The sequence below is a fragment of the Sorangium sp. So ce117 genome, assembly GCF_051524395.1.
Lineage (GTDB): Bacteria > Myxococcota_A > Polyangia > Polyangiales > Polyangiaceae > Sorangium > Sorangium cellulosum_B.
In genome coordinates this window covers 1,065,495-1,086,672 of the sequence record NZ_CP150309.1, presented here as the reverse complement: position 1 = coordinate 1,086,672, position 21,178 = coordinate 1,065,495, and the positions used below count along the sequence as shown (strand labels likewise).

14 protein-coding genes are annotated in these 21,178 nt (G+C 70.5%); 4 read left to right on the top strand and 10 right to left on the bottom strand.

Features of this window, described 5'->3' with window-relative positions:
- Nucleotides 1-69: 69 nt before the first annotated feature.
- Nucleotides 70-351, top strand: a complete 282-nt coding sequence (locus WMF46_RS04070; RefSeq protein ID WP_437984391.1) for a sensor histidine kinase — start codon at nucleotides 70-72, stop codon at nucleotides 349-351.
- 116 nt (nucleotides 352-467) lie between these two features.
- Here the strand turns inward: WMF46_RS04070 and WMF46_RS04065 are convergent, their stop codons facing one another.
- Both WMF46_RS04065 and WMF46_RS04060 read right to left on the bottom strand, forming a co-directional pair.
- The gene (locus WMF46_RS04065) at nucleotides 468-1,376 is read right to left on the bottom strand and encodes an alpha/beta fold hydrolase (protein ID WP_437984390.1); all 909 of its coding nucleotides are present in this window, start codon (nucleotides 1,374-1,376) and stop codon (nucleotides 468-470) included.
- Nucleotides 1,377-1,714: 338 nt separating this feature from the next.
- The gene (locus tag WMF46_RS04060) at nucleotides 1,715-2,620 is read right to left on the bottom strand and encodes a LysR family transcriptional regulator (protein WP_437984389.1); all 906 of its coding nucleotides are present in this window, start codon (nucleotides 2,618-2,620) and stop codon (nucleotides 1,715-1,717) included.
- A gap of 145 nt (nucleotides 2,621-2,765) precedes the next feature.
- On the opposite strand from WMF46_RS04060, the gene WMF46_RS04055 reads away from it, so the two are divergent.
- Entirely contained in the window at nucleotides 2,766-3,545 is a 780-nt protein-coding gene (locus tag WMF46_RS04055) for an NAD(P)H-dependent oxidoreductase (RefSeq protein WP_437984388.1), read from the top strand.
- Nucleotides 3,546-3,646: 101 nt separating this feature from the next.
- Here WMF46_RS04055 and WMF46_RS04050 read toward each other — a convergent pair whose 3' ends face one another.
- Together WMF46_RS04050 and WMF46_RS04045 are read right to left on the bottom strand one after the other, a co-directional pair.
- Nucleotides 3,647-5,101, bottom strand: coding sequence for an RICIN domain-containing protein (locus tag WMF46_RS04050; RefSeq protein WP_437984387.1), 1,455 nt, complete (start codon nucleotides 5,099-5,101; stop codon nucleotides 3,647-3,649).
- Nucleotides 5,102-5,499: 398 nt separating this feature from the next.
- A complete protein-coding gene (locus WMF46_RS04045) occupies nucleotides 5,500-7,023 on the bottom strand; it encodes an RICIN domain-containing protein (RefSeq protein ID WP_437984386.1) in 1,524 nt (507 codons plus the stop codon).
- Nucleotides 7,024-8,455: 1,432 nt separating this feature from the next.
- Between WMF46_RS04045 and WMF46_RS04040 the strand changes: the two genes are divergently transcribed.
- Nucleotides 8,456-9,670, top strand: coding sequence for a hypothetical protein (locus WMF46_RS04040; protein WP_437984385.1), 1,215 nt, complete (start codon nucleotides 8,456-8,458; stop codon nucleotides 9,668-9,670).
- A 63-nt stretch (nucleotides 9,671-9,733) separates the two neighbouring features.
- On the opposite strand, the gene WMF46_RS04035 is transcribed toward WMF46_RS04040, so the two are convergent.
- The 3 genes from WMF46_RS04035 to WMF46_RS04025 form a co-directional block, all read right to left on the bottom strand.
- The gene (locus WMF46_RS04035) at nucleotides 9,734-11,419 is read right to left on the bottom strand and encodes a hypothetical protein (protein WP_437984384.1); all 1,686 of its coding nucleotides are present in this window, start codon (nucleotides 11,417-11,419) and stop codon (nucleotides 9,734-9,736) included.
- A gap of 138 nt (nucleotides 11,420-11,557) precedes the next feature.
- Complete coding sequence (locus tag WMF46_RS04030; protein WP_437984383.1) at nucleotides 11,558-12,880, bottom strand: hypothetical protein; 1,323 nt, start codon at nucleotides 12,878-12,880, stop codon at nucleotides 11,558-11,560.
- A gap of 561 nt (nucleotides 12,881-13,441) precedes the next feature.
- Nucleotides 13,442-13,789: a hypothetical protein gene (locus tag WMF46_RS04025; RefSeq protein WP_437984382.1), complete on the bottom strand. Its 348-nt coding sequence runs from the start codon at nucleotides 13,787-13,789 to the stop codon at nucleotides 13,442-13,444.
- Between WMF46_RS04025 and WMF46_RS04020 the strand changes: the two genes are divergently transcribed.
- The gene (locus tag WMF46_RS04020) at nucleotides 13,770-14,474 is read left to right on the top strand and encodes a hypothetical protein (protein WP_437984381.1); all 705 of its coding nucleotides are present in this window, start codon (nucleotides 13,770-13,772) and stop codon (nucleotides 14,472-14,474) included. The genes WMF46_RS04025 and WMF46_RS04020 overlap by 20 nt on opposite strands.
- A gap of 132 nt (nucleotides 14,475-14,606) precedes the next feature.
- Here WMF46_RS04020 and WMF46_RS04015 read toward each other — a convergent pair whose 3' ends face one another.
- The 3 genes from WMF46_RS04015 to WMF46_RS04005 form a co-directional block, all read right to left on the bottom strand.
- Entirely contained in the window at nucleotides 14,607-18,512 is a 3,906-nt protein-coding gene (locus tag WMF46_RS04015; protein WP_437984380.1) for a serine/threonine-protein kinase, read from the bottom strand.
- 207 nt (nucleotides 18,513-18,719) lie between these two features.
- On the bottom strand, nucleotides 18,720-19,745 hold the full coding sequence (locus WMF46_RS04010; protein WP_437984379.1) for a hypothetical protein: 1,026 nt from the start codon (nucleotides 19,743-19,745) through the stop codon (nucleotides 18,720-18,722).
- A 208-nt stretch (nucleotides 19,746-19,953) separates the two neighbouring features.
- The gene (locus tag WMF46_RS04005) at nucleotides 19,954-21,021 is read right to left on the bottom strand and encodes a hypothetical protein (RefSeq protein WP_437984378.1); all 1,068 of its coding nucleotides are present in this window, start codon (nucleotides 21,019-21,021) and stop codon (nucleotides 19,954-19,956) included.
- Nucleotides 21,022-21,178 lie beyond the last annotated feature (157 nt).

Here is a 21,178-nt window from a genome sequence, read left to right as displayed (position 1 = left end):
CAAGACAGAATCGGGAATCCATGCCGGTCAGGTTTACGAGGCGATCGGAAGCCCGCTGGCCCGGCTTGCATGCGCGAGCTTCGCTTGTCGGTGAGCGACACCGGCCCTGGAATACCCGACGACCTCCTGGAGCTCGTCTTCGAGCGATTCTGGCAGGCCGGTGGGAAGGACAGGAGAGGCCTGGGCCTCGGCCTCTACATCTGCAGGAGCATCGTCGAGGCTCACGGCGGCAGGATCTGGGTGGAGAGCAGGCTCGGCGAGGGCAGCACGTTGTATTTCACGATCCCGGACACCACCGGCAGCTCGTCTCCGCCGGCGAACGCCTCTCCCAGCGACCTCGGGTCGGTGTAGTCGCCCGCCCTCATCCGGACGCCTCGCTTCACGCAGCTGCGATGCCGCGCGAGGAGGGAACGGCGACAGGCGAGGCGGCTGTGCAGGTGGCGGGAGCTTGCCCCGCGGGCTCTTGGCTACTGCAGGCCGAGCAAGAACTCCTGGATGCGGGCCGATACCGCGCCCCCTGCCTCGAGGAGCATCGCGTGGCCTGTGCGGGGCACGATCATCCACTCGGCACCCGGGATGAGGCGGCGCAGCATGTCGAGATCGGCCCGCAGGGCCATCACGTCGCGCTCGGGCGCGATCACCAGGACCGGCACCCGCACGTGGGGGAGGACGTCCGACGCGCGTGCCGCCATCAACGACCGCAGAGACTCCCAGTAAGCGCGGAGGTCCATGGTCCCGACGGCGCGGAGGAAATGCTCCAGCTCCTCCCGCGGCGCCTCGGGCCCGAAGACGCCCGCGGCCTGGCCCAGGGGGAAGAGGGCGCTGGACGCCGTGACGCGGCGCACGACCGGCGCCATGCGAGGAACGATGGGGGCCGCCGTCCGCAGCGCCGCACGGAGGGCCGCGCGCGCGCCGGGGATCCGGAAGGCGGCGCTCGACGCGTAGGGGTGATCGGCGCCGCCGGCGATGAGCACCATCGCGCGCACGAGATCAGGGCGGCAGCGATAGAGCTCGAGCAGCACCGTGACGCCCATGGAAAAGGCGATGTGCACCGGCGCGCCGGCGAACGTGCTGCGAGCACGGACCGCCTCCGTCACCCGGAGAAGGTCGTCTGCATGGGTCGGAATGGCGTAGTCGCCCGAGCGCGCCGTCTCGCTCTGCCCATGACCCCGGTAGCTCCAGTGGACCAGGTGGGTCGTCGTAGCGAGCGCGCTGACGAGGTGCTTCCAGAAGTTCTCCGTCGTGCTGAGGCCGTTCGTGAGGACGACGGGCGCTCGATCTCGCAGCTGCACCTCGTCGCCCGGGCGCTGGTGCGTGTGCCACGCGATGCGCGTCCCATCGTTCGCAACGATGTGCCGAAGGATCGAACCTTCCATGATCGGAACGGACGGTAGCATGCGCGACCTCGCGACCAGCGATCGACGAGGTGAGCGTTCCACCTGCCGCCTGGCGTCCCAGGTCCGTGTCGCCGTGGTCGGTCTGCCGTGCAGCGCAGCCTCGAGCGCCATGGTGCCCGCCGTGAGCCGTACGTTCCGGTCGCTATCGCTCAGCGGCGCGGCGAGCCTCGCTGGCGCGTTCAGGCGTGTGGGCGCCCCGGGAAGCCCGCGCACCGCGACGACGTCGGCGCGCCAGTTAAGCAGGGAGTGGTCCGGTCGCGAGAACGGGTGACAGCCCGCGACCCGCCTCGCCGGCCTCGCCGCGGCGAGCGGCGCCATCATCGAACATCCCCCGCGAGCGATCGCACCCGGTCCCGGAGCCAGGTGAGCGCCGGGTGCTTGGCTGTCCTGTGGTGCCACGCCATGACGATGGCGAAGCCCGGCACGGGGACGGGGGGCGGAAGGAGCTCCAGCCGGTCGGCGCGGTCGCGCGCCAGGCGCTCGGGGACGAGCGCTGCCATGTCCGAGCGCGCCACGAGCTCTGGCACCATGAGGAACGAGGGCACGGACAGGACCACCCGCCGCTCGCGCCCGAGCGCCGCGAGCGCGGCGTCGGTCGCGCCGGTGAAGCCGCCGCCGCGCGGGCTCACCACCACGTGGTCGAGCGCGCAGAGCTGGTCGAGGCTGATGGTGCGCGACACCAGCGGGTGATTGCGCCGGACGATGACGACGAAGCGCTCGTCGAGCACCTTCCTGCTCCGCAGGTGCTCGGGCGCGAGCTCGGGCGTCAGCACGGCGAGGTCCACCTCCCCGCGCTCCACCTGGCCCGCGAGCTGGGCGACGTCGAGGGCTCGCCACGCCAGCCGCACGCCCGGCGCCTCGCGCCGGAGCTGGAAGGCGAGCGGCATCAACAGCGCATATTGCACGTAGTCGGACGCGGCGATCGCGACCGTCAGCTCGGACGTCGCGGGATCGAAGCCCGCGCCGGCGGCGACCACGGCGCGCACGCCCTCCAGCGCCTCGTGCAGCGGCGCCTGCAGCTCCAGCGCGCGCCTCGTGGGCGTCATGCCGCGCTGCGCGGGGACGAGCAGCGGGTCGCCGAGGAGCTCGCGCAGCCGCTGGAGCTGCGCAGACAGCGCCGGCTGGCTGAGGTTCAGGCGCTTTGCGGCCCTCGTCACGTTGCGCTCGGCGAGCAGCGCGTCGAGCGCTACGAGCAGGTTCAGATCGAGGCGGCTGCTATCCACCGGGTCGATAGCAGCACAGAAGAACCGTGACTTCAACGATGCCGGGGAGAGACCTAGTTTTCTGCGCATCCACTCGGCCGCACGCGAGCCTATCCGCTGATTCACTGCAGGAGGAGACGAACACGCTCCTCGGAAAGGACATGCCATGAAGGTCCTCATCGTCTACGCGCATCCCGAGCCGCGCTCGTTGAACGGCGCGCTCCGCGACCGGATGGTCGCGACGCTCACCGCCGCCGGGCACGAGGTGCTCGTCTCCGACCTCTACGCGCAGGGCTGGAAGGCAGCGCTCGACAGCGTCGACTTCCCGGCCGAGCCGGCGGGCGCCCCCCTGCGCGTCATCGAGGCCTCCCACCGCGCGTTCGAGCATGGCACGCAGACGCCGGACGTGGCCGAGGAGCAGCGGCGCCTCCTCTGGGCCGACGCCGTCATCCTCCAGTTCCCGCTCTGGTGGTTTTCCATGCCGGCGATCCTGAAGGGCTGGGTCGAGCGCGTCTTCGCGCATGGCTTCGCCTACGGCGTCGGCGAGCACTCGGACCGGCGCTGGGGCGATCGTTACGGAGAGGGCGTGTTCGCCGGCAAGCGCGCCATGCTCGCGCTCACCGCCGGCGGCTGGGCCGACCACTACTCGGAGCGCGGCATCAACGGGCCGATGGACGACCTGCTGTTTCCGATCCAGCATGGCATCCTCTTCTATCCCGGCTTCTCGGTGCTGGATCCCTTCGTCGTCTACCGCGCCGAGCGGATGAACGAGGAGCGTTTCCGGGCGATCGCGATCGACCTCGATCGGCGCCTCGAGCGGCTGTTCGTCGACAGGCCGATCGCCTACCGACCGCAGAACTACGGCGATTACGAGATCCCGTCGATGAAGCTGAGGGAGGGGCTCGGCGACGCTGGGCAGCAGGGCTTGAGGCTGCACCGGTCATAGTTCTCGCCCGCAGGCTGTGGCGTGAAGAGGGACGGGCGACGCGGCGGCTCGGGCGGGCGCGTCTGCCGCTGCCCGAGCCGCCGCGTCGGCGGGGCGCGAGGTCAGAATTGCGTGAAGAAGTTCCAGATGGACGAGCTCGCGAAGCTCGGCGTCTGGTGGTCACCGGGGAACTCGCAGCGATGCACCGGGTATCCGTCCCGGCACCCTTGATAGGCGACGCACGAGTTGGAACCTACGGGGCTCGTCTCGGTGCTGCAGCCGTTCTTGCGCACGAAGACGTCGAGCGCCGCCCTTCCGGCCGAGATGGGGACGACGCTGTCGGACAGGCCGTGCGACATCCAGACGGCGACGGGCTGGGTGTTGGACTGGTTGCAGCCGCTGTAGAGGGCGCCGGACATCGGCGCGATGGCTCGGAAGACGTCGGGCATATCACAGCCGAGCGCGTTCGACATCATCCCCCCGAAGCTCCACCCGGTCGAGAAGACACGGCTCGTGTCGACGCACAGGTTGGCTTTGAGGGAGTCGACCATGGCGCGGGCGAAGGCGATGTCGCGCCCGCCCGTGTTGGCCCATCCGTTGTCGATGCCGTTCGGCGAGACGAAGATGGCGCTGTTGTTCGCCAGCGCCTTGAGCCCATAGTACCCGTTGTTCACGACGTCGTTGGCCGATCCGCCGCGCCAGTGCCAGCCGAACACCAGCCGATACGCCTTGTTCGGGTCGTAGTTCGCCGGAACGTCGAGCACGTACTGGCGCGTGGTGCCGTTGACGTTGATGGTGCGGTTACCGCTGGTGAAGGAGGTGGGAATGCCGCAGCCGGCGCTGCGCGTGCCGGCGGAGCCGCCGCCGCCGGAGCCGCCGGTGCCGCCGGTGCCGCCCGTACCGCCGGTGCCGCCCGTGCCGCCGGTGCCGCCCGTGCCGCCGGTGCCGCTGGTGCTACCGGAGCCACCGCTGCCGCCGGTGCCGCTGGTGCTACCGGTGCCGCCGGTTCCCGAGCCCACGGGCGTGAGTCGGAATTGCTGATTGGTGCCGCCGTTCGACGCCCATTGAATCACGGCGGTGCCGTCCGCGGTGCCGCGGCCGTAGACGTCCAGGGACTTGCCGCTGTGGCGCGCGGTGAGGCGCACGACGCCGCTGGCGACGTCCGTGAACGACCACTGCTGGTTTGTCCCGGTCCAGCAGGAGTATTGCTGGATGGCGGCGCCGTCGCTGGTGGAGGCGCCCGTGACATCCATGCAACGGTTGCTGTTCACGTTACGGATGCGATAGTAGCCGCCGCCTGCCGATTCCATGCGGAACTGTTGCCGCGTCGAGCCATTGCAGCTGGCGATCTGCATGGCCGCTGCATCAGCGGTGCTGCCTCCAGCCACCTGCACGCACTTTCCACTCTGGACGCCGACGATCGTGTAGACCGCGCTCGTATCGATCGTGATGGCGCCATCGAGCGAGCCCGCCTCCTCGATCTCGGCGTCGTACGCCTCGTCGGGGCCGATGACGCACGACACGGCGAGGATGCCCGTCGCCGCCGCAAGCAAGCTCTGCTTGGTTCCGAATCTCATCTTGTCCTCCTCATCCTGTCAAGTAAGTGAAACTGCCATCTTCTCACGGCTCAACGCTGCCCTTGCGCAGGTCGGGGTCGCTCGCCGCGCGCTCGAGGCTCCCCAGCGGGCCGCCGCGCCGGCCATTGCCGCCGCGGATGAATGTAGAGACGCGCGCCGGGTGGATAGGTTCGCTCTGCGTGCGCCAGGTTCGGTCAAACCGCCCTGCTCCTCGGAGCAAGGAGGTTCGAGAGCGAGCCCCCCTAAAACACCGTTCACGTTGAAACCCGGAGAATTTTCACAGGGAGGCGGGGAGGCGGGGAGGAAGAAAGAATGAATTTCTTTCTCTTGCCGTCTCTGACTCCCCGCCTCCCTGTGAAATTCCTGTTTTTTCTCGGGGTTTCAACCCGTTTGTCGCTCTAGGGCAGATTGGCAGAAGAGACCTGCCAGGTTCTGTCGGTGCAGAAGCGGCAGCTCGGGCCGACGAGCGCGCCCTTGCCGGTGGCCGATTGGTCGCCCTTGAGCCACCAGTTGAGCCACGCCAGGTTGACCTGAGTGAACTCGCCGCCGTTCCTGGCCCACAGATCGCCCCCGTGATCCGCGCCGACCTTGGCGAACATCATGACCGGAATATCACCCAAGGCGGCGATGTTCGCGAAGTCTCTCGCGCCGTTCGCGTTCGCACCCAGGCTATCCGCGGTGCCGGTGACGATCAACACGGGTGTGTGAATCGAGTTGTAGAATGACTGATTCGCCGAGAAAGAGCCGCTGCTCGTGTGTCCCCAGGTCGTCATTCTGGGATCTGCAGCAGTCCCCGCCGCCATCAAGCCGCCGCAGGAGAAGCCGTTCGCGGCGACCTTCGTGGTGTCGATCTTCTGGTAGTAAGCGCTGCAAGGCTTCTCATTCTGGGCGATCACCCAGTCGACGTAGGCGCGCAGCACGTCGCCTCCGCTCCCGAGGTCGCGGTTGGGCTGGCTGTTGACCGGTGTCCCGTCCGCCACCACGAAGTAGCCATGCGAGGCGATTTCGGCCATGGCCGCCTGATTCGCGAGCCCGTCTCGCGAGCATGCGCCCTCCCCCCAGACAAAGATCGGATACTTGGCGCCTCCACCGAGATCCGCGGGACGAAAGATGGTGCCCTGGTTGATGCCCGGGTCCGAATTCGTCTCGACGACCACCCGATGAGGGCCGCTCCCCGACACGTTTCGACCAGTCGGTTGTGACGCGGTGCACGTGCCGCCGGTGCCGCCGCCGGAGCCGCCGGTGCCCCCGGTGCCGCCTGTGCCGCCGGAGCCGCCTGTGCCGCCGGAGCCGCCTGTGCCGCCGGAGCCGCCTGTGCCGCCCGTGCCGCCGCTGCCGCCCGTGCCGCCGGTTCCCGAGCCCACGGGCGTGAGTCGGAATTGCTGATTGGTGCCGCCGTTCGACGCCCATTGAATCACGGCGGTGCCGTCCGCGGTGCCGCGGCCGTAGACGTCCAGGGACTTGCCGCTGTGGCGCGCGGTGAGGCGCACGACGCCGCTGGCGACGTCCGTGAACGACCACTGCTGGTTTGTCCCGGTCCAGCAGGAGTATTGCTGGATCGCGGCGCCGTCGCTGGTGGAGGCGCCCGTGACGTCCATGCAACGGTTGCTGTTGACGTTGCGGATGCGATAGTAGCCGCCGCCTGCCGATTCCATGCGGAACTGTTGCCGCGTCGAGCCGTTGCAGCTGGCGATCTGCATGGCCGCTGCATCAGCGGTGCTGCCTCCAGCCACCTGCACGCATTTTCCACTCTGGACACCGACGATCGTGTAGACCGCGCTCGTATCGATCGTGATGGCGCCATCGAGCGAGCCCGCCTCCTCGATCTCGGCGTCGTACGCCTCGTCGGGGCCGATGACGCACGACACGGCGAGGATGCCCGTCGCCGCCGCAAGCAAGCTCTGCTTGGTTCCGAGTCTCATCTTGTTCTCCTCGTCAACTTAAGTAAGTAAAACTGGAGTCTTCTCACGGCTCAACGCCGCCCTTGCGCAGCGTCGGGGTCGCTCGCCGCGCCCTCGAGACTCTCGAGCGGGCCGCCGCGCCGGCCTTTGCCGCTGCGGACGATTGTCAAGATGCGCGCAGAGTGGATAAGTTTATTTCTCGCGCGCCAGGCAACACGAAGAGGGAATCTATTGCTCCGGGCTCGCAGGCCCGTCAAGCCGATTGTGCATCGCGAGCGGGCCGGATCCTCATGAAGGTGCGATAAGCTCAGATGCTGAGTCACGGTGGTGACTTGACGCCGACATGGGGTCGAGTCCTTTGCGGGCGCGATCGCCCGGCGCGCCAGACGCGCGAATTTCGCGCGAATCTCGTCGAAAATCGCCTGCGACCAGCGGGCTTCGCCGGCCGCGCTCGGCATGCGAGCGAGCTCGAAAAGCTGGAGTGAGAATGGATGAGATGCCGGGGGCCAGGAGATCCAGACGTGGAAATAAAGCCCCTCGCTGCGACCGTCCCGTCGTACAGCCATGCTGCACGTCGATCGGCATATCGAACCTTATTCGATCCGCCTCACTCCTGGAAAAGTGATGCTGTATCAAACTTATCCATGCATCGAACGGGCCCCCTTCACGCCACAGCCTGCTGGCTCCGACAGAACAATGAAGCGCACGAGCAGTAGCGACCTCATCATCGAGTAGCCGGCGTTGCCGTACAACACATCCAGAATGTTCCTGGTGCAGCCCCCGGAGATTCCTGCTGCTGGGCGGGATATGCCGGGTCGCTTCCGGGGTTACCTCCGCTGGGATCGTTGCTGCAGCCACGGTCCCCACTGGCCAGGATCGCGATCCCGGCCACGAGCGAGATGACCGAGCGCTACTTCATGACCGTCTCCTGGATGCGCATGAGGGCCCATCCGGAGCGAAGCAAAAGCAAGACGACCGGCCGACAGTGTGAGCGTTCACATGTCCAATGTCAACTTTGATCGACCAGCCTGCCGCTCGGCTAGCGAGGTGCGCGCTGCTGTGAAGATTCACAATTTCACCCAGCCAGCGCGCTCGCGTGCTGAGCCGCGGCACACCATCCAGCTCGTCCCTGCTCCCGCGCTCAGCGTGGGCCCGGGCCACTCGGCACGACCCCCACGCGACAAGGGACGACCTCGGGCGCCGCCCAGCACGGCGATCACCGGCACCTCGAAGCCGCGGGGCAAATGCGACGGCTCGCGACGGTTCACCACCAGCTCAGGAACGCCTCCTTGAGACGCCGATCCACATACCCCGGAGGTGTGTCCCGCACCTCCCCACCACGAGATTGATGAGCCGCGGCGCCCCCTCGGGCGCACTGCTGCAGGAAGTCGAGAGGATGCCACGACCGAGCCGGCGCAGGCCGGCGCGGCACAGGATGGCAACGGAGGAACCGATGATCCGTAGGACTCATACCGCGCTGGTGTATCTCCCCCTCGCGCTCCTGCTTTTGCCCGCCTGCGGCGAGGCCACGGCGACGGCCAGCGCGGAGATGGCCCTGAGCGAAGAGCTCGGCGCCGCGGCGCTGGTCGAGGAGCACGACGAGGGGAATGTCGCCTGGCGCATCGACGGCGACGGCCAGGTGAAGGCCGCGATCACCGCCAGCTCCGGTGTGCGCGTCAAGGAGGACGTCGGCGGCACGCTCGTCTGGAAGCTGCCGTCCGGAGAGGCGCGGACGATCCCGCTCGCGATCGACGCGAGGACGGGGCTCCTTGTCGCGGCGGGGCCGAAGCTCGAGGCGGACCTGACGGAGATCAGCTACACGCTCACGATCTCGGGCAAGCCGTGGAGCGGCGTGCTGCACGTGCCCGCGGGCGGCACGGCGGAGCTCGTGGCGAGCGCCAGGGTGAGCGCGGAGAGCAAGGTGTCCGAGGTCACGGTGGGCCCCCACGGCGGCTCCGTCCAGGTGGTCGGCGACGACCGGCTCGAGATGGTCGCGAACGAGGCCACGGGAGAGGTGCGCGTCTATGTGCTCGATGCTCACCTCAAGCCGGTCGCCATCGAGGGGCGAACACTCAAGCTGGGTCTCGTGGCCGAGCGACCCGAGGTGCTCGTCCTCGCGCCGGCATCTGCTGGATTCTACTTCGTGGGCAAGCTCGCGGCGGTGGTGAACCCGTTCCGACTGACGGTCGCGCTCGGATTCCGCGGCACGACGCGCGTGGCGCTCTGGGGCTACCGGCCGGGCGTGCGCGTGATCGCGACGGCCGCGCGAGCGCCGCGGGTCAACATCCTCGTGAAGGGCTTCGTCGATGGGCCTGACGTCGACGTGCACGCCGGCGCGCGCGCCGGCGTGGATGTGAAGGTTCACGACCATGATCGCGGCGGAGACAAGGTCAAGGTCATGATCCATGACAAGGACCATGGCAGCGGAGACAAGGTCAAAGTCATGATCCACGACAAGGACCATGGCGGCGGCGGCACCAAGGTCATGATCCACGACAAGGACCATGGCGGCAGGAACACCAAGGTCATGATCCACGACAAGGACCATGGCGGCGGCGGCACCAAGGTCATGATCCACGACAAGGACCATGGCGGCGGCGGCAAGGCGAACGCGCATGGGAGCAGCGGCGGCGCGGCCAAGGCAGGCGGCGCCAAGGGCAAGCGCTGAGCTGCGCGCCGAGCTCCGGGTGGGCCGGGGCTCCTGTCACCTGTGCCCGGCGAGCTCCCGCCCTCAGGGCGTGAACATGCCCGTGTACGTCTGTGCCTGGGCCAGCGTCGCTCCTCGGTACTTGAAGGGCGCCTGTCGCGTGTGCGTGCCCAGGTACGCGGTGATCTGCACGCTGTAGTACCGCCCGCTCTCGAGCACGCCCTCCGGGACCTCGACCGTGGTCGCCGTGGTGTCGACGCTGAGCACGCTTGTGCGCTGGCTCAGCACCTTACCCTCCGCGTCCTTGACGTCATCATAAAGGAAGACGACGACGTGATAGCCGTCCGGCTCGCCCAGGTCCGGCGGTTCGAAGGTGATGGTCGGTGTCGCGCCGGCGCCCTCGGTCACCGTGTCCACTGGCAGGCTCACGCCGTCGATCCGCGGGTCCCGCGGCAGGCCGAGCAGCGGCTCCACCGCCGCGCCGTTCGCGTCCTCGGCGCTCCTGGCGACAGAAACGAAGCCGCGCAGGCTCTCCTGGACCTCATCGACGGGATGCTTCACCCGCGTGCGGAACGTCACCCTCACGTCGAGCAGCTCCATGCCTCTCTCGGCGTACGGGTTGCCGTACTGGTACGTCGCCGCGTGGTCGCCGGGGTGGAACGTCGTCAAGGCAGCGTTGCACCCATCCGGGCAGAGCTCGGGATCACACGTGTCGTCCGTCGAGAAGCAGATCGGGTCGACCGGCTCCTGGCCGCTCGTGACCTGCGCCTGGAGCAACGTGGGTGTGCTTCCATAGAGGGGCACGCCGCTGCCGGGCTCCTGGTACATCGCCATCGAGGTGACCGTGCTCGAGAGGACGGCCGGCGCGTTCGCCGTCACCTGCGCGATGAACCGCGAACTCCTGAGGTCGGCCGCGAAGCTCGACAGCTCGAGCGGCGCGAACGAGCCGCCGATGGCGATCGCCTGCCCGTCTTGCATGTTCACCTCCCGCGTCGAGAACGACGCTTCCGCCGCCTCGTAGGTGAACGAGGACCAGGGATCGTGCGGGTCCGCCTGCTCCGGCGGCGAGCCGACCTGGTGCTGGACGAGCTGGGTGACGTGCAGCACATCGCCCCGGGAACCGTCGACCAGCGGCCGCTCGCCGTCGTGCGACGCCGGGAAGACCTTCGCCTTCCAGTTGAACGCCCAGCCCGAGCAGGCCGTGTCCCCGTCGGCGGGCGCGCCTTTCGTCCCCTCCTCCGGGACGAGCGAGGCCATCGCGTCGACATTGAAGCTGTAGAGCTCGAGCCTGTCCTGGAGCGGCTGGACCACCGCGCCCTCCGCGTCGAAGCTGAGCTGGTGCCAGGGCCCGAGCCCGTCCGCGGTGAGCGCAGCCTCGGTGTCCTGCGTCGCATTGCTGTTGTCGGGCCGCCCGGAGTACGCGCGACCGAAATCGATGGTGCGCGCCGTCGCCTGCAGCATCGCGCGGCCCTTCGGCGCGTTCGTCGCGCGCTCGTCCGGCGCGGTGGTCGTCACGATCCAGTACTCGCCCTCGGGCACCGCCGGGATCTCCCAGCGCGAGCCGTCGGCCGACAGCGCGCCCGGGAACGTCCGCACCGCGCCGTCCGCGGCGATCACCTGGGCCTCGACGGACTCGTACTCCGACATGTCCCGGCTCACGGTGATGTCGCCGCCCTCGGTGACGTACCGATCGGTCAGGCCGAGGACCACGCCCTCGAACGGCTCTCCGTCATCTCCACATCCCGGCAGGGCCGCAAGGATCGCTATCACCAGCACTGAAGAGTGAAGAGTCCACGTGCGCATCGTCCCAGTAGACGAAAGCGTGCGGAAGCAGCGCAAGTGAAAAATTCCGCCCGACGCGTTTCTCTCGGAGGCGCGCTCGCGGCCAGGCGCGCTCGCCGCGGCCGCTCACGCGGCGACGAGCATCCGTTCGCCGTCGCGCCGCGCCGCCGCCCACGTCTCGTCCCAGGCGGCGTCGGCCTCGGCGCGCCGGAGCCGGCCGAAGGCCTGCACCTCCTTTCGCTCGCCCTCCACCTCCACGTCGTCCGCCGGCGGCGCCGGCGCCGGCCCGGTCATCGCGTCACCGACCGCCTCGCGCACCTCGCGCCCGCCCTCGGCCAGGCAGTAGGCGAGCACGCGCCACCCGAGCTCGGCGTGCAGCGCCTCGTCGCGGGCGATCTCGCCGAGCGCCACGCGCACGCCCTCGTCCCTCGCCCCCGCGAGCGACCGGCGCGCCCGGGCCGCCGCCGCTCCCTCGCCGAGACAGCCGTCGTGCCACGCCTCGAGCGCCATCCGCACGAGCGCCGCCTGCCGGTCCGCGTCGCGCGCCGCCGGAGGCGGGAGAAGCGCCGGCCTGAGGCGCCACCCCGCGAGTTCGCTCGCGATCTCGCTGCACCGCGCCGTGTGGCGCACCTCGTCGCCGAGCGCGCCGAGCGCCCGCGCCACGAGCGACGCGGGCGCGCCGACCGCCGCGAGGTCCCGCGTGAGGGCGAGGAACGCCGGGATCGAGCCGCACTCGGCCCGCGCGCTGTCCAGCCACGCCCCCGCGAGCGCCGCCCGGGTCGCGCGATCGAGCCGCGCCGGGCGCGACGCAGCGGGGCCCAGCCCGAGCACCGGCGGGAGCACGACGCCATCGGCCGTGCGCAGCGGCCGGCCGTCGACGCCATGGAACCGCTCTCCGAAAGGCCGGTTGGCGCGGACACCCATGCCAAACATCCCCTCGGGGACGTACAGCTCGCCCGACACCGGAATGACCGCGCGCGCCGAAAAATCGACGACCACCGGCTCGAACAGGCTGGCCATCGCGCCGACGTGGAGGCCGTGCTGCGCCGGGAACTCGTCGCTGATGCGGGTGCGGTACGTCCAGCCGAGCTCACCGGCGATGCTGCAGGCGACGACCTGGTCGGAGTTGCCCGAGGTATCGCCGCCGCCGTGGCTGCCGATCGCGAAGCGGCCGGCAGAAAAATCGAGCCATGTCGCCTGCGCGAACGGACCGAATCCCATGTGACCCGAGTCGAAGACTCCGGCGAAGCTGCCCTCCATGAGGAACGTCGCACGGAGGTCGGCGCCAAGACCGAAGGCGAGCTTCTGGCCGAAGGAGACCGACACGGAGAGCCCGACCGACATGGCAAAAGCATCGTCCTCGGCGCGCGCCTGGCCGGGCAGCGAGACGAGGGCGGCGACACCGAGGGCGGCGAGCGTGGGCGGGAGCGCGCGGGAACGAGAGGACATGGAACCTCCGTAAGCCAAAAGGGGGACCAAGAATCAAACTCGGCTCCAAATTTACCAGAGGGCGCGAACCGGCACGACCGCGTTGGATGACGGAAAGCGGCTCTGGAGGGCGGGAGCACGCGCCGCGCGCGGTCCGTTCGGAGCTCCATGTCGCCGTGCGACCGACGGCGAGCGAGCTCGTGGCGGAAGGTGTCACGCGCAACAGAGCGCGACCTTCCGAGCGGAACATCACATCCAGGAGCCCGCGAAAAAGATTGACCCTCCATCCCGCGGCGTCGCCACATATCCATCTGGGTGTTGCAAAAAATTTGCCGAATTGAGAAATTCCCCTCGCCAGGCGGATGGGACACCAGCACCCTCAGCTGGGTTGTGGGCCCCCTGTCTCTCGCCTGCTCGACCTTGGGGGTGCGGCTGGCAGCAACGATACGTCGGGCTCGGGAGGCGCAAGGCGGTGGGCTCCACGGCGATCGGCGCCCTCCCATGCCAGTGAGCCTCGCCGCACCGCGGCGCGGCTGCCCTCCTGCTTAACACGAGAAAGGAAACGGAGACCATGACACGCACTTATCGCCACTTGCTGCTGCCTCTGACCCTCGCGCTCTTCTCCCACGTGGTCGGCTGCGGTTCAGACTCGGATGCGGGCACCTCGAGCGACGGCTCGACCACCTCCGGCGGCAGCACCACCTCATCCACCTCCGGCGGCAGCACCACCTCGTCCACCTCGGGCGGCGGCGCCACCTCATCCACCTCGACCGGCGACACCACCTCGTCCACCTCGACCGGCGACACCACCTCATCCACCTCGACCGGCGACACCACCTCATCCACCTCGACCGGCGACACCACCTCGTCCACCTCAGGCGGCGGGACGACCGAGAAATTCAGCTTCTTCGTGACCAGCCTCGCCGCCATGCGGGAGCTGTCGGGCTCCCAGGACGGCTTCGGGGGCGACCTCCGCTTCGGGGAGACAGGGCCGGGCGCCGGTCTCCGCGGCGCGGACAAGATCTGCGCGACGATCGCCGAGAAGAGCCTCCCGGGCGCGGGAAGCAAGATGTGGCGCGCGTTCCTGAGCGCCACGGCAGGCGAGGACGGGAAGCAGGTCAACGCGATCGACCGGATCGGCGAGGGGCCCTGGTACGACCGGCTCGGCCGGCTGGTCGCGAACGAGAAGGCGGAGCTGCTCAACACGCGCCCCAGCGGGGCCGACGCGGCGATCATGAACGATCTGCCGAACGAGGACGGCGTCCCCAACCACCAGCCCGACCCGGCCCAACCCGAGGTCGACAACCACGACACCCTGACGGGCTCCAACCCCCAGGGGCAGCTCCAGGGCGCCAACGCGACGTGCAAGGACTGGACGGCCAAGACGGGAGACAGGGCCGAGGGGACACCGCAGGTTGGACACTCGTGGCCAAGGGGAACCGGCGGCGGACCCGGCGGGGGCGGGGGCTGGGCCCACTGGATAACGGTCCACAATGCACCGGGGTGCGCGCCGGGGGTCAATCTCGTGGACGCGGGAGGCCCCGCGCCGGGCTCGAACACCGTCGGCGGCGGCGGCGGCTACGGCGGGATCTACTGCTTCGCCCTGACGCCCTGACGCAGGCAACCCGGCGCGCGCCGCCTCCCGGCCGACAACGCCATGAGCCGACCCGAGCTGCCGGCCGAACGACGAGCTCGTCGAGCTCACCGCGAGGCCGTCGCGCTGGATCGGGCACCCCTCCTCCCGGCGTCAGCGACCGCCGAAGCCGGGAGCGAACAGGGCCGTCATCCGATCCGGGCGGCTGGCGCCGAGGCGGACCATCGCGTCGTCGGCCGTCCGGACGAGCGCGCGGCCCTCATCGCCGCCAAGCACCTCCCCTAGCCGCCTGCGCGCCGCCGCGGCGCTCAGCGCGACCTCGCACGCGTCGAACCCGGCGATCGCCGCCTCCAGGTGCGTGCGCGCGAGCGCCGCGTCGCCGCGCGTCCAGGCGACGGCGGCCAGCGTGAGCCACGCCTGGGCGCTCGCCCAGCCCACCCGCTCCCGCAGGAGCGCGCCGGCCACGCGCTCGGCGATGCGCAGCAGCGGGGCCGGATCCGCCGCGCTTACGACCGCGTCGAGCGCCGCCCGCCCGCGCAGCTCGATCGCGCCGATCCGCATCGGGCTCATGCGCAGGTACGTGGAGGCCTCGACCGCCGGCCACGCGGCCGTCAGCCGGCGCCACGCGGCGCCTGGGTCCTCGCAGTACAGATCGATGAGCACGTCCGCAAAGAGCCCGAAGAAGTGCTGCAGCTGGAACCCCTGCTGCCGCCACGCCGCGAGCGCCTCCGCGAGATCCGCGCGCGCCCGCGCCGGATCGTCCGCCGCGAGCGCGACGAGGCTGTGGCCCCCCGTGACCGTGCGCAGCGACGTGACGGCATACCTGTCGCCGCGCGCCTCCGCTTCCTTGATCCACGTGGGGAGGCGCTGGGCGAGCCCCCTCAGATCGCCGAGCTTGCCGAGCCCGATCATGCAGATGGTCTGCGCCGTGCCGATCTCCCAGGCCACCCCGGTGCACCGCTCGCGGAAGATGCGCTCTGCCTCCTCGGCGTGCATCACCGTCTCTCGAAATGACGTCTCGTGAGCGGCGATCGCCCGCTGGATCCGGAGGACGCCCTCGACGCGCGCGTCGGCGGAGCGCTGGAGGAGCGGCGTCACCGCGGCGAGGGCGCGCTCCACGGAGCTGCCCGCCGGCTTGCCGATGATCGACGCGAACAGCGCCATGAACGCGAGCCCGAGCGCGACGCGCCCCGGCTCCCTCGCGGCCAGCGCGAGGAGGATGTGCTGCGCGTGAAAGCCCACCGCGCGCACCGGATCGACCGCGCAGAACCCGAGAAACGCAGAGAAGCAGACGTCGACGCGGCGAAGCTCGTCGGGATCGATCTGGCTCGCGTCGCGCTCCTTGAACCCGAAGCCGCGCAGGGCGAGCCGCGTCCGGTGAACGAGCGCCGCGGCGAGGGCGCGGCGCTTCGTCTCGGGGTAACGCAGGCCCGTCTCGGAGAGCACCTCCCGGAGCACCGCGACGCCCTCTTCCGTGTGACCGCTCGTCAGGAGCTGCTCGGCCGCGAGGCGCTTGCAGTCGAGGACGACCGAGCGCGCCGCGGCGCCTCGCGCGGCGTCCGCCGCGCCGAGGTAGGCGCGGGCGGCGTCGGCGCCGCGGCCCGCGTTCGCGAGCGCATGGCCGAGCTGCACGAGGAGCCCGTGCCGGCGCTCGCTGCCCGCCGGCGCGCAGTCGAGCGAGAGCTGGTAGAGCCGCGCCGCGTTCTCGAAGGCGAGCGCAGCGGCGGCCCTGTCCGCCGCCTCCGCGGCGTACGCGCCCGCCCTGTCGAGATCGCCCGCGCCATGGAAGTGACGCGCGATCTGCTCGGGATCGGCGCGCCCCAGGGCCGCGAGCTCCTCGCCGAGGCGGCGGTGATGGTCCTTGAGCCGGGACGGCTCGATCTGGCCGGACGCCGCCTCGCGCACCCGATCGTGGTACGCCTCGACAGGATCGGCCTCCTCGAGCCCGCCGGTGCGGACCAGGTGCCATGTCCGCAAGGCGTGCAGCGCCGGCGCGGTGTCCCCCTGCAATCCGGCGGCCCTGAGCGCGACGCGCTGCTCGATGGGGAGCCCCGCGACGGCGATCACCTCGAGGAGCCGCCGGGCGTCCGCCGGCAGATCCGCGAACCTCGCCAGGAGCAGCGCCTCCAGCGACACCGGCGGCGCCGGGGAACAGGCGTCCTCGTGCCCCGGGTGAACCGGCGCTGCGCGGCCCAGGTGGAGCGCGAGCTCCGCCAGGAAGAAGGGGCTGCCCTCGGACTCGCGGGCGATCTCCGACGCCTTGTGCGAGGGGCCGTGGCCGCCCAGGAGCGAGCGAGCCAGCGACTCCGCTTCTTCACGAACGAGCGGGCCGAGGCAGAGCTTCCGGTGCTCGGTGGCCCCCGTCCACCCGGGCGCCGGAGCGCCGAAGAGCTCCCGCAGGAATGGACTCGATGCCTCGTCCTCGGACCGATACACGCCGAGCATCAGCATCGAGGGCGGGTCGGGCGGGCCGAGGAGGTCGGCGAGGAGCAGCGCGCTGTCGCGGTCGCCCCACTGCAGATCGTCGATGGACACGACGAGCGGCCCCTTGTCGGCGAGCGCCGACAGGAGCTCCTTGAGCGCTCGAAACGCGCGGAACCGGAGCTCCTGGGCGTCGTGGATCTCGAAGGCGCGGCGCGGGACGTCCTCGATGGCCGCGACGACGCGCAGGGCCGGGAACACGCGCACGAGCTCGTGGATCCCGCGCGGCAGGAGGCCCGCGGCCTCGGACCGCGGCAGCCGCTTGAGATGGCGGCTGAGGGCGTCCAGCGCGCTGTCAAAGGCCTTGAACGGGACGGACTCGCGCTCATAACACCGGCCCGCCAGGACCACCGCGGCCCGGCGGCCGCGCAAATCGTCGAGGAAATGCTCGACCAGCGCCGACTTGCCCATGCCGGAGCGACCATGGACGTAGACCGCCACCGGGCGGCCAGCTCGCGCCTCGTCGAACGCTTCCTGGAGCGCTCGCAGCTGCTCGCCGCGTCCCATGAACAGCGCGCGAGGGAGCGGCGTCGGCGCCTCGCCGCCTGGCGGCGGAGCGCCGGGCCGGGGAGCGGCGCCCGGCGCAGCCGCGAGGGCGACCGCCGCCTCGCGGAGGACGCGCAGCGCGTCCGCGCCCGTGGCCCGCGCGCGCGGGTCGCGCTGGAGGAGCTGCAGGCACAGATCGCTCAGCGGCCGAGGTGCGTCCGGCGCGATGAGGTGAGGCGGCGGCGGCTCGCCGAACGCCTTGGCCTCGACGATGTCGAAGAGACTGCCGCTGAAGGGCGCGCGGCCGGTGAGCGATTCGTAGAGGATCACGCCGACCGCGTACCAGTCCGCGGCGGCGGACGGCTCTCCACGCATGTGCTCCGGCGCCATGTAGATGGGCGTCCCGGCGACCGGGGCGTCTGTCTCGGCGGTCGCGAGCGCCGTCCTGTGAGCGCCGGTGTCGCGTGCGATGCCGAAGTCCAGCACGACCACCCGTCCGCTCTGGTCCACGAGCACGTTCGACGGCTTGAGATCCAGGTGCAGCTTGCCCGCGCCGTGCAGCGCCTCGACGGCGTGCACCAGCTGCTCGAGCGCCTGGCAGAGGCGCGCGACGTCGACCTTGGACTGTGACGCGGGCTCGCCGCCGGAGGCCGTCGGCGCCGCGCCGTCGGCGCGGGGCGAGGGCGCGCGGCCGTCGAGGTCCGCCTGACAGGTCGTGGCCGCCGCGGGGGAAGTCCGCTCCGGGACATGCGCCGGGGCGGCGAGCTCGCCCCCGCGGACGTACCTGGTGAAGCTCACGCCGGAGACGAGCTCCATCGTGAAGAACCAGCGCCCCTGCGCGGAGATGAGCTCGTAAAGCGTCACCAGGTTCGGATGGGCGATGTCCGCGATCGCGCGGAACTCGCTCTTGAGACGGAGGATGTCGGCGGCCTCCATCCGGAGCAGCGTCTTGAGCGCCACATCGGCGCAGCGAAGCCGATCGTGAGCATGGTAAACGACCCCCATGCCGCCCGCACCGAGGCGGGCGCGGATCTCGAAGCGGTCCGTGCCGCAGAACCCCTCGGCGGCCGGACCGTCAGCGACGCTGTCCATCTGAGCTGTCCATCTGACCCGTCCCTGCCTCCGCGACGCGCCATCCTAAACAGCGCGCCCGCCGCGCGCCAGAGCGCCCGCGCCCGCGGCGATGAAGGCAGCCGACGCGGCGTGCGCTGTCGGCTCAGCGCTCCGGACGGGCGGGCTGAATCAAGGAGAGAGGGGGAGACGCCGTCCGCTGGCGTCCCCGTGGAGCAGGCTCCGCGATCAGTTACACGGCCCGAGGTCGGCCCACTCGGCCGGGCACCAGAACGTCGGGTTGCTGGGCGGGCACTCCGGGTGCGACCACCAGATCTGCTGGGTCGCCGACCAGAGATGGCCGCCGTTGGTGACCAGCGTGGAGGGCGTATACACCTGCCCCGACGACCACGCGGGCGCGTTGCTGCAGTCGTTCGGGGGCACGGTCGATGACGTGCAGGCTTCCCAGGTCGACGGCGACGCGCTGAGGTTCTTGTTCTGGTAGACGTAGGGCGCGGCGTCGTGGAACGACCAGGTGCTCGCGCCCGACATGTTCTGCCAGGCGCCCGAGGTCGTCTTCACCTGCTGGCGAAGCATCTTGATGGGCGCCTCGCAGGAGACCTGCGGCTCGGGGTACTGCGGGCCCACGTCGGCGAAATGCTCGATGTCGTGCGCGTACATCTCGACGGTGCTGCGCGCGTCCTGGGCGAGGAACTGCCAGCCGGCGCCGTTCTTCATGTCGACATAGAGGCAGAGCTGGGCGCCGGTCACGCTCGCGACGCGCTCGGGCGTGCACCACTCGTACTTGAAGACGACCTGCTGCCCAGGCTGCAGGCCGCCGAGCGAGCCGCCGCAGGTGCCCCCCGAGCCCCACTGGGTGTTGCAGCTCGGATGATTCCCCGTAACACCGTTGTCATCTCCGAAGTAGTAGACGAACCATCCATCGGGGCTGTGGTAAATGCCGGACTCCAGATTGTAGTACCACTGCCCCACCGCGGTCCAGGCCGTGGACGCGTTCAGGAGCTGGGGTACCTGCCACTCGACGAGCCAGCCGCGGGTGTCTCCGACGTTGCCCGTGTAGCTGCTCGTCAGATCGTAAGTTCCGCGCTGGCTCGCCACCCCGAGGCTCTCCTCTTCGTCCGCGCCGGCACCGGCTGTGCATGCGGCGGCGCCGAGGGCTCCGAGGAGCAGCAGCGCCGCGCCGATTCGCGGCAGGGCAGCGCGTGACGGACGGAGAGAACAGGGTTGCTTCGACAGATTGCTCTTCTCGATCATAAGGATTCTCCTGAGAGCGAGGTTTTCCCCCGCGGCGGTGAATAGCGCAGTCCCTGGCCGCCCACCGTTAAGACGTGTTAAGCCGAACGACGTGATTCAGGGGTGGGCGCTGAGCGCGCGGGGCCGTTCGCGGGGTAGGTCGATGCGCTTGTGGCGACGTGGAGAGCTGCTCAGCCCGCCACTGCGTCGATGATCTGACGCGGTCCGGTCACGGCAGCTCGAGGCCGAGGCCGAGGTCGAGGATCGCCGACACCGGTGACGCACGGAAGACGTCGCGCCGCTCCCCCGCCTCGTCCGTGTAAAAGTACCCATCGCGCGCGAGCGGCACCGCGATCCCGAGCCCGACGGCCCCGAACAGCGGGCCCACGAAGCGCCGCCGCACGCGCGTGTCGAGGCTCAGATCGAACACGAGCCGCTCGTGGCGGAACCTGCTCTGCACCGCCGGTCCCTCGACGCGCAGCGATCCGACCATCGCGCCGGCGCAGCCCGAGAGCGCCGTCCCGCCGCGCGCGATCTCGACGGGGCACACGGACAGCCTCCCGTACGCGAGCGAAAACGCGGGCGATCCGGGCACCTCGCCCGCGACCGAACTCTTCCACAGCGCGCCGCCCAGCGCGAACCCCGGCCCGCGCGGCGGCGTCGCGTGCGCGCGGACCCCGACCCCGACGTTCGCGGGCCCAGGCGTGAGCCCGAGCCCGCCCATCGCCTCCACAGCGCCTCCCACCCGCCAGGGAGCGCTCGGCGCCGCTGGAGCCGGCGGACACGCCGGAGGCAGGGCAGCTTTCGTCGCGATGGAGGGCCGCGGGGCAGGCTGCGCCGCTGCGCCCGCGCCCGGCGCGCCCCCGGCGGTGGCCGCGGCCGCGCCGACCGCGCCGCCGGGGGGCACGAGCGCGGCGTCCGGGTCGACGAGCAATGCGATCACGAGCTCGAGCTGCTCGTCGATCGCCCGGCAATCGACCTGCCCGGCCTCGATCTCCCGCGACCCGATCGCCGCCCCTCCCTCGCCGAACACCCGGATCGTCGCCCGCCACACGCCGGCCTCCTGCGAGCGCTCGATCCGCCCCTCGATGGCCATCTCTCCGCGGGTGGGCGGCACGAACGCCCCGCGCCCGAGCCGCCGCTCCACGGCCTGCGCGAGCGTCCGCGCGTCGATGCACGCCTCGGCCCCTGGCATCCTCACCCACGCGAGCGACGAGGCGCGCGGGGCCGCACCTGCGGGACGATCGAAGCTGCCCAGCGCGGCCCCGACGAGGAGCGCAAGCGCCGCGGATCTCATGCGGCAGCTTATCCAGGCGATCGCCGACGCCGTCAAGCGCCGGACGCATCGCGTCCGCGAGAGCGAGCGCCGCAGAACATCGCTGTCACAAGGCACCGAGACAGCAGCTACCCGGACCTTGGCTTGAAATACCCTACGAAGCCGGCGTCGCCGAGCG

What these genes read in the sequence shown, in the direction of transcription:
- WMF46_RS04070 (WP_437984391.1), top strand. Translation starts at nt 70, where the DNA reads ATGCGCGAGCTTCGCTTGTCGGTGAGCGACACCGGCCCTGGAATACCC.
- WMF46_RS04065 (WP_437984390.1), bottom strand. Translation starts at nt 1,376, where the DNA reads ATGGAAGGTTCGATCCTTCGGCACATCGTTGCGAACGATGGGACGCGC.
- WMF46_RS04055 (WP_437984388.1), top strand. Translation starts at nt 2,766, where the DNA reads ATGAAGGTCCTCATCGTCTACGCGCATCCCGAGCCGCGCTCGTTGAAC.
- WMF46_RS04050 (WP_437984387.1), bottom strand. Translation starts at nt 5,101, where the DNA reads ATGAGATTCGGAACCAAGCAGAGCTTGCTTGCGGCGGCGACGGGCATC.
- WMF46_RS04045 (WP_437984386.1), bottom strand. Translation starts at nt 7,023, where the DNA reads ATGAGACTCGGAACCAAGCAGAGCTTGCTTGCGGCGGCGACGGGCATC.
- WMF46_RS04040 (WP_437984385.1), top strand. Translation starts at nt 8,456, where the DNA reads ATGATCCGTAGGACTCATACCGCGCTGGTGTATCTCCCCCTCGCGCTC.
- WMF46_RS04030 (WP_437984383.1), bottom strand. Translation starts at nt 12,880, where the DNA reads ATGTCCTCTCGTTCCCGCGCGCTCCCGCCCACGCTCGCCGCCCTCGGT.
- WMF46_RS04025 (WP_437984382.1), bottom strand. Translation starts at nt 13,789, where the DNA reads ATGGCGGCGAGGCTGGTCACGAAGAAGCTGAATTTCTCGGTCGTCCCG.
- WMF46_RS04015 (WP_437984380.1), bottom strand. Translation starts at nt 18,512, where the DNA reads ATGGACAGCGTCGCTGACGGTCCGGCCGCCGAGGGGTTCTGCGGCACG.
- WMF46_RS04010 (WP_437984379.1), bottom strand. Translation starts at nt 19,745, where the DNA reads ATGATCGAGAAGAGCAATCTGTCGAAGCAACCCTGTTCTCTCCGTCCG.
- WMF46_RS04005 (WP_437984378.1), bottom strand. Translation starts at nt 21,021, where the DNA reads ATGAGATCCGCGGCGCTTGCGCTCCTCGTCGGGGCCGCGCTGGGCAGC.